We start from the raw sequence: 8,914 nt of genomic DNA on the forward strand, positions 1-8,914 counted from the left end.
TCGCCGTGACGGCACGTCAACCGCTTGCAGAGGTTGACGAATCGTCTGAGGCGGCGACCGCCCGCAGGAGCCTCTTGCGAGCTGCGGGCCATGACACGAGCGGACCATGCAACGATCCCAATGGCTTGAAATGTGAGATGCCTCACGCTGTGTCGCGGCAGCGCAGCGTCCGGTTCGACGAGCACCGCGATTGACCTCGATGCGATTGACCTCGATCCGTGCCGATGGCTCGATGGTTGCCGCGCCCAACCAACGAGAAGGCCATCATGGGGAACGCCGCCGAGATCTACGCGCTGCGCTACGCGACGATGTCGCCGCGCACGCCGCACATGAACTTCCTGCAGCCCGATCCGCACGACAGCACGGCGCAGGACCTCGACTATTTCGTGTGGCTGATCCGCCGTGACGGGCGCGACATCCTGGTCGACACCGGCTTCAACGCCGCGGAGGCCGAGATCCGCCATCGCACCCTGACGCGCGATCCGATCGATGCGCTCGCTTCCTTCGGCGTCGCGGCGGCCGACATCCGCGACATCATCGTGACCCATCTGCACTACGATCACGCCGGCAATCTCGACCGCTTCCCGAACGCGCGCTTTCACCTGCAGGAGCGCGAGATGGCGTATGCGACCGGACGCTGCATGTGCAACGGCATGCTGCGCTACCCGTTCACGGTCGAGCACGTCACCACGATGGTGCGCCACGTCTATGGCGAGCGCGTCACCTTCCACAACGGCGACGGTGAGGTCGCGCCGGGCGTCACCGTGCACCGGGTCGGCGGCCATTCCGACGGGCTGCAGGTGGTGCGCGTCGACACCGCGCGCGGCCCGGTCGTGCTCGCCTCCGACGCCGCGCATTACTACGCCAACCTGCAGCGCCGCAGCCCGTTTCCGATCGTGCTCAACATCGGCGACATGATCCAGGGCTGGGAGATCATCGAGCGCCTCGCCGGGCATCCGGATCGATTCATTCCGGGCCACGATCCGCTGGTGACCGAACTCTATCCGCGCGTGAGCGAGGCGGCCGATGCCTACGCACTGCATGTGGCGCCGTCGCGGTCGTTTGCGAGATAGCGGCGCGGCAGGACCAAGTGACGTGACAGGAATGAGCGTCGTTTCCGCCATCCCGAGGCGGTGCTGATTTTCTCCACCGTCATCGCCCGGCTCGATGTTTAGCCCGGAGCGGGTGATGACACCTGAATCGACGAAGCGCCGCGCGAACATGACACTTCGGTCTCGCGGCGCGTTTCGCGTCCGAGCTTTACTCATCGAGACACCCTCTTCTGAACAGAGGGCGCAGGGAGAGCCAGGCCTCGGCTGAGGCCTGCGGTCCGCCTGCGAGAAAAAATGCAGGCGGCAGAACCACAGGTACAGCCGGAATGACCCGGCCCTCCCTGCGCGATGGCTTTACGATTTATACGCAGTCTCCTCGGTGACCGGCTTGTTTGTCACCGTGGCGACGACGCGCGCATCACGCGCGCCGCGCGGACCTCAGCGTCGGGAGGCCAGGACCCTGCGACTTCACCGTCCGCAGCATGGCGTACGTCCGCGTGCTCTCACGCTGCGCCCCGCCGCGGCCATCGCATCCCACCTCAACGCGTCGTGACGTTCGCGAAAGCGCCCCTCTTCAATGAGGCGGGACGGGCGTAAATCTCCACCTGATTTGCCCGACGGCGCAAGAGATTTCTTTTTTACCGAACATCTGGACAGGGCAAATCAGCTTGAACCGGCTAGACAAATTCGTCTTTTGCGACCAAGGATTGAGCGGTATTTTCGATGAGACGATTTGGGCGCGATGGGGGCATCCAGCAATTTCGATTTTCTGAGCGGCCAGGACGAGCGGCTGGCCAGGCTCGGCGCGCTCGCTGAACGCTATTTCGTCGATGACGCCCCCTCCACCCTGATCAAGCTGCGGCAGCTCGCCGAATTCCTCGCCAAGGAGGTCGCCGCCCGCCACGGCCTCCTGCCCTCCAGCAATGTCAGCTTCGACGAGGTGCTGCGCACCTTGCGGCTGCGCGCGATCCTGCCGCGCGAGATCGCCGATCTCCTGTTCAACCTGAAGCGGCTCGGCAACGAGGCCGTCCATGAGGATATCGGCACGCCGGCCAATGCGCTGTTTGCGCTGAAGATCGCACGCAGCGCCGCGATCTGGTTCCACCAGAGCTATGGCGGCAAGCCCAGCTTCAAGGCCGGCCCATTCGTGCCGCCGCGGCCGCCGGTCGATGCCACCGCGGCGCTCAGGGCCGAGCTGGACGAGCTGCGCAAGCAGGTCGGCGCCAGCTCCGACGAGGCGGCCAAGGCGCGGCTGGCGTTGCGCGATGCCGAGGAGGCGCGCGTGAAGGCGCTGTCCCAGGCCGAGGCGATCCGGCAGGACAAGGAATTCTGGGAGACCTACGCCGCCGAGACCGAGGCCGGCCTGCGCAAGACCGAGGCGGCACTGAAGGCGGCGCAGGCCGCGGCGGAGACGGCGCCGCCGCAACAGCTCGACCTGCTGGCGCAGCTCGCCAACCGGCAGGCGCAACAGGTCGAACTCGACGAGGCGACCACGCGCCTCTTGATCGACGAGCAGCTTCGCGCCGCCGGCTGGACCGTCGACACACCCACGCTGCGACATTCCGCGGGGACGCGCCCGCAACCAGGCCAGAAGATCGCCATTGCGGAATGGCCGACCGACAGCGGCCCGGTCGACTACGCGCTGTTCATCGACGGCCGCTGCGTCGGCGTGATCGAGGCCAAGCGCGGCATCGCCGACGTGCCCGGCCGGCTCGGCCAGGCCAAGCGCTACGCCCGCGACATCCGCTTGACGCCGGACGAGACCCTTCCGGGCAGTCCGTGGCTGCAGGAGCTCGACCGCTTCCGCGTGCCGTTCCTGTTCGTCACCAACGGCCGGCCCTATGTGAAGCAGTTCGAGACCAAGTCCGGGATCTGGTTCTGGGATGCGCGGCCGACCGGCGGCAATCCGCGCGCGCTGCCCGAATGGTTCGCGCCGCGCGACCTCACCGAACGGCTGGAGCAGACCGAGGATTTCGATGCGCTGGCCGAGCGCGAGCTCGGCGTCACCGGCCTGCGGCCGTATCAGACAGATGCTATCACGGCGGTGGAGACCGCCATCGCCGCGGGCCAGAAGAACATCCTGCTGGCGATGGCGACGGGCACCGGCAAGACCCGGCTCGCCATCGCCCTGATGTACGAGTTGCTGCGCCGCCAGCGCTTCCGCCGCATCCTGTTCCTGGTCGACCGCAATGCGCTCGGGCGCCAGACGCTGGATGCGATGAGCACGACCGACACCGCGGGCTTCCTGAAGTTCGACCAGGTATTCCCGGTCGCCGATCTCACCAAGAAATTCCCCGAGGCCACCGACCGTGTCCAGGTCGCCACCGTGCAGGCCATGATCCGCCGCGTCTTCGACGACCCCGACGTCACCAGGCCGACGCCCGGCACCTATGACCTCATCATCGTCGACGAGGCGCATCGCGGCTATACGCTCGATGCCGAGCTACGCGAGGACGATCTCGGCTTCCGCAATCTCGAGGACTATCTCTCCGCCTATCGCCGCGTGCTCGACTATTTCGACGCCACCAAGATCGCGCTCACGGCGACGCCGGCGCTGCACACCCGTGAAATCTTCGGCGCGGCCGTGTTCCACTACGGCTACCGGCAGGCCGTCATCGACGGCTACCTGATCGACCACCGGCCGCCACGCCGCATCACCACGGCACTGAGCCAGACCGGCATCAGCTTCGAGGCCGGCGAGGACGTCAACATCATCGATCCCCGCACCGGCCAGATCGATCTGTTCAACCTCGACGACCAGGTCGATTTCGAGGTCGCCGAATTCAACAAGAAGGTGCTGACCCGCCCCTTCAACCGGGCTGTCGCCGACGCGATCGCCCGCGAATGTCCGCCGAGCGAGCGCGGCAAGACGCTGATCTTCGCCAGCCGTGACGATCACGCCGACACGCTGGTCAAGGCGCTTCAGGATGCACTGACCGAGGAATACGGCCCGCAGCCGCATGATCTGGTCGAGAAGATCACCGGACGCATCGACAAGCCGCTGGACCGCATCAAGGCGTTCAAGAACGATCCCCGGCCGAAATACGTCGTCACAGTGGACCTTCTGACCACCGGCATCGACGTGCCCGCCATCACCAATCTCGTGTTCGTCCGCCGCGTCAACAGCCGCATCCTCTACGACCAGATGATCGGCCGCGCCACGCGGCGCTGCGACGAGATCGGCAAGGAGTACTTTCGCATCTTCGACGCGGTCGACATCTACGCCAACCTCCAGGAGGTCAGCGACATGCGGCCGGTGGTGGTCAACCCGGCGCTGTCGTTTGCGACCCTGCTCGGCGATCTCGAACGCGCGGCGACCGACGAGGACCGCGCCTTAGTGCGCGACCAGATCGTCGTCAAGCTGCGCCAGCGCCTGAAATACATCGAAGGCCCTGAACGAGAGACCCTCGAGACCGTGCTCGGCCCGCTGGCCGCGCTGCCCGACCGGCTGCGCGACGCGCCGCCGGGCGAGACGCTGGCGCTGTTCAGGCAGCACCCGCTGCTCGCCGGAATTCTCGACAATTCCAGCCCGAACCGCCCGCGCGACGGCACTTACATTTCCGAGCATCCGGACGAGCTGGTCAGCGTCGAGGACGATTTCGGCGGCCGCGCCAGCCCGGCCGACTATATCGAGAGTTTCGAGACCTTCGTGAAGGCCAACATGAACGTGGCGCCGGCGCTGATCGCCGCAACCCAGAAGCCGCGCGAGCTGACCCGCAAGGAGCTGAAGGAACTCGCCGTCCTGCTCGACGCCAACGGCTTCTCCGAAGCCAATCTGCGCCAGGCCTATGGCCGGGCGCGCAACGCCGACATCGCCGCCCACATCATCGGCTTCGTGCGCCAGGCCGCGCTCGGCGATCCCCTGGTGCCCTACGCCACCCGCGTCGAAAACGGCGTTCAGCGCATTCTCGCCAGCCGGCCCTGGACAGCGACGCAAAGGCGCTGGCTGGAGCGGATCGGCCGTGCGCTGAAGGCCCAGCCTGTCGGCGACCCCGCCCTCCTCGCCGATCCGCTGTTTGCACAGCATGGTGGCTTCGAAGTGATTGATCAGGCGTTCGATCACGGGCTAGGTGACATCCTCAAGGACCTCAATGGCGCGATCTGGGACCACCACGTCGCCTGAGATGGAAAAGCCATGAATCCAGCGACCGATCTCGTCAACAAGCTGTGGCGCCTGTGCGCGATGCTGCGCAAGGACGGCGTCACATACCAGCAATACGTCACCGAGCTGACCTATCTCCTGTTCCTGAAGATGGCCTCGGAGCAGAAGGACGAGAGCCGCATCCCGGAGCAATATCGCTGGGGCGCGCTGAAGTCGGTGCCGGAGACCGAGGTGCTGCAACGCTACCGCCAGGCGCTGATCGATCTCGGCGACGGCACCAAGATCGCCGACCGGTCCGTGGTCGCGATCTTCCAGAACGCCGCGACGATCATTCGCGAGCCGGTGAACCTACGACGGCTGATCGACGCCATCGACGGCCTGCACTGGTTCAGCGCCGAGCGTGATGCCTTCGGCGATACCTATGAAGGCCTGCTGCAGAAGATGGCCGAGGAAACCAAGCGCGGCGCCGGGCAGTATTTTACACCACGCGTGCTGATCGAGGTGATGGTTCGCCTGATGCGCCCCCAAACGGGCGAGGTGATCCAAGACCCGGCTGCCGGCACAGGTGGGTTCCTGATCGCGGCCAATCAGTTCATGAAGGCCGGGACGGACGGCTATTTTCGGCTCGAGTCGAAAGAACAGGAATTTCAGCTCCATTCTGCGTTGCGCGGTATCGAGAACGTGCAGGATACGTTTCGCTTGCTACTGATGAATCTGCATCTGCATCAGATCATCACGAACCATCTCGATCTCGCCGACACGCTGTCGCCAAGCGGGGCAAAGGCGGAGTTCAAGAACGCCGACCTGATCCTGACCAATCCGCCGTTCGGCCCCGCCGGCGGCCCGCCGACCCGCGATGACCTCACCATCACCGATCGCGTCTCGTCCTATCAGCTCCCCTTCGTGGAGCACTGTATCCGCGCGCTCAAGCTCGGCGGCCGCGCCGCCGTCGTCGTGCCGGATAACGTGCTGTTCGACGACGGCAAGGGCAAACAGCTCCGGCAACGGCTGATGAACTGGTGCGACCTGCACACCATCCTGCGGCTGCCGACCGGTATCTTCTATGCGCAAGGCGTCAAGACCAACGTGCTGTTCTTCACACGCAGCGAGGAGGAAGCGCCGGCGCAGGATGCCACGGAGGCGGTGTGGATCTACGACATGCGCTCGGGCGCGCCGGCCTATGGCAAGACCAATCCGCTGAAACTCGAAGATTTCGATGGCTTCGTCGCTGCGTTTGGTGATGATCCTCGTGGACGCAGCGTGCGGACCGACCAGGGCGAGGAAGGCCGCTTCCGCCGCTTCACCCGCGAAGATATCGCGGCGCGGGCTAACAATCTCGATATCACATGGCTCAAGGACACGAGCGACGATCCGGAAGACGGGCTCGAAGCGCCGGAGGACATCGCGGCCGCGATCGAGGGACATCTGACGGCGGCGCTGGAGGAGGTCCGGGCGCTGGTCGAGGAGCTTGGTGCGGAGACTGCGCTCGCTGACTTAGTTGAGGAGGCGGCAGAGTGAATTTGCGGACTGGATGGACATCCGCTGAACTAGGATTGCTATCAACTAAGATTGGCAGTGGCGCGACTCCAACGGGCGGGCAGGCAAGCTACGCCAGTAGCGGCGTTCCACTCATCCGATCAATGAATGTGCACTTCGGCGGCTTCGAGCCGGATGGCATCGCGTATTTGAACGAAGCACAAGCGCAAGCGCTTGCCGGCGTCACCGTTCAGGCAAACGATGTACTTCTCAACATCACCGGAGCGTCCATAGGTCGGGTTTGTTTGGCTCCGGAATTCATGTCTGGAGCTCGCGTCAATCAGCACGTCTGCATAATTCGACTGGCACGGGAGCTGCTCCCTTCCTACTTCGAAAGATTCTTAGCTTCGCCTGGGATGCAGAGATGGATTCTCGAAGAGAATTACGGTTTCACACGCCAGGCCCTTACCAAAGGGATGATCGAGCAACTTGTGATCCCAGTGCCTCCTCTGGCCGAACAGCGCCGCATCGTCGCCAAGCTGGATGCGCTGTTCGCGCGATTGGCCCGCGCACGGGCGGAGCTGGATCGTACTGCAGCTCTTGCGGAGAAGGCCCGCGGCGCAGTTTATGCTAGCGCATTTTCGCCTTTCACTCAGCAATCATTTAAGCTCGGCTCTGCGCTTGAGGATGTTCGCTATGGCACCGCCAAAAAATGCGACTACGGAAACGGTGTTCCCGTCCTCCGCATCCCGAACGTTGCAAACGGAAGGATAAGTCTAGAAGACCTCAAGCGCGCAGAATTCGAAGACGACGAGCTTGCGAAACTCTCGCTACGACGAGGAGATGTGCTCATCATCCGATCCAACGGAAGCCGAGACTTGGTGGGAAGGTCGGCCGTGGTCGATGATGGAGCGGCGGGCATGCTGTACGCGGGATACCTCATACGTTTGCGGTTGGATGAGTCGAAGCTCTTGCCAGATTATCTGCACGCATATCTCGCATCACCTCAAGCAAGGCAGCTGATTGAAGCCTTGGCTCGGTCCACGAGCGGCGTGAATAACATCAACGCAGAACAATTGAAGGGTCTGTCGATCCCCTCGGCCACGTTGGAGGCGCAACGGTCCATCATCTCTGCTATTCGATCAGCGAATGCCCGCGCCGACCGCCTCGAAGCCGAGGCGGCGCGGGCACGCGCGCTACTCGACCGGCTGGAGGCGGCGATCCTGACCAAGGCGTTCAAGGGCGAGCTGGTGCCGCAGGACCCGAACGACGAGCCGGCCAGCGTCCTGCTGGAGCGCATCCGCGCGCAGCGCGCGGCGGCTAACAAAGAGCCTCGACAGCCGCGTAGTCGCCGCGCTGCGGCCTCCCGTCTTGCCAAGACTTGAAGAAGCCTGCCATGCGCTCCTATTCGATCCGAAGGCTTCGCAGGGCCGTCGAGAATCTAAAAGAAACCGCGCGGCAGACGAACCGCCAGTTCGCGAGCACCGACCGTGACTTTCAGGACAGCTGGCTCGGCTGGCTCGATGGCTATCGCGGGCCTGGTTATTATAATCGCTCGGACTGGGACCGTGACGCCCGCTTCGTCTATCAGCACCTCAACAGCGGCCCCGCCATCGTCTGGCTGAACGAAGCAGCTGGCGTCGACCGGGAGCTGATCGAGCGGGCGCTGCGTGCAATCCGAGCCGGCGCCGATCATCCCCAAATGCTCGCGAAGATCGCCCGGCAAATCCTGCCGTGGGAACAGGTTGCGTGGCTGCTGTTTAGGCTGCGGTCGTACCGAATCTCCGAGCTGCTTCGCGCGGTCAGAACACTGCCCGCAACGATGCCGCAATCAGACAAGCTGTCGAAGGGAAGCTACGAGACTCACCAGGATCATTGGATCGCCTGGCTGAAGGGGTACGATGGCCCGGGCGACTACGGTCGCGCCGATTGGGAAGTAGATGCACGCGCCGTTTACCAGCGGCTGAACAACGGCCACATGATCGTTTGGCTCAACGAGGCGGCCGGAGAGGATCCTCAGCTCATCCGGCAGACGATCTCGAAACTTCGTCAAGCCGGACCAGCCAAGCAAACGCGCGCAGCGGTGGCGCGGTCGTTCCTGCCTTGGGACCGTGCGGCGATGCTGCTTTTCGGCTCCTGAAAGGTTCCGCGGCGGTCGAAGCAGGCGAGTTGTCGTGGAGCCTGCCTCAATCAGCTCCCTGGGGTTTTGGGTCCCTGTGTCTGGAAAGTCTGCCATGATGATGGTGGGCGGGAAGCCGTTGGGTCCTTGGCGCTAGACGCCGTG

The 8,914-nt window shown here is 64.3% G+C and carries 5 protein-coding genes; all 5 read left to right on the forward strand.

Going from position 1 to position 8,914, the window contains the following annotated elements; all coding sequences use genetic code 11:
* Positions 1-266 precede the first annotated feature (266 nt).
* The 5 genes from QW887_RS24325 (at position 267) to QW887_RS24345 (ending at position 8,770) form a co-directional block, all read left to right on the forward strand.
* The gene (locus tag QW887_RS24325; RefSeq protein ID WP_315750746.1) at positions 267-1,073 is read left to right on the forward strand and encodes an N-acyl homoserine lactonase family protein; all 807 of its coding nucleotides are present in this window, start codon (positions 267-269) and stop codon (positions 1,071-1,073) included.
* A 721-nt stretch (positions 1,074-1,794) separates the two neighbouring features.
* Positions 1,795-5,175: a type I restriction-modification system endonuclease gene (gene hsdR / locus QW887_RS24330; RefSeq protein WP_316195148.1), complete on the forward strand. Its 3,381-nt coding sequence runs from the start codon at positions 1,795-1,797 to the stop codon at positions 5,173-5,175.
* 12 nt (positions 5,176-5,187) lie between these two features.
* Positions 5,188-6,672, forward strand: a complete 1,485-nt coding sequence (locus QW887_RS24335; RefSeq protein WP_316195149.1) for an N-6 DNA methylase — start codon at positions 5,188-5,190, stop codon at positions 6,670-6,672.
* A 122-nt stretch (positions 6,673-6,794) separates the two neighbouring features.
* Positions 6,795-8,015, forward strand: coding sequence for a restriction endonuclease subunit S (locus tag QW887_RS24340; RefSeq protein WP_316195150.1), 1,221 nt, complete (start codon positions 6,795-6,797; stop codon positions 8,013-8,015).
* Positions 8,016-8,026: 11 nt separating this feature from the next.
* A complete protein-coding gene (locus tag QW887_RS24345) occupies positions 8,027-8,770 on the forward strand; it encodes a hypothetical protein (RefSeq protein ID WP_316195152.1) in 744 nt (247 codons plus the stop codon).
* The last annotated feature ends 144 nt before the right edge of the window (positions 8,771-8,914 follow it).

The sequence above is a fragment of the Bradyrhizobium sp. SZCCHNRI3052 genome, assembly GCF_032484895.1.
Lineage (GTDB): Bacteria > Pseudomonadota > Alphaproteobacteria > Rhizobiales > Xanthobacteraceae > Bradyrhizobium.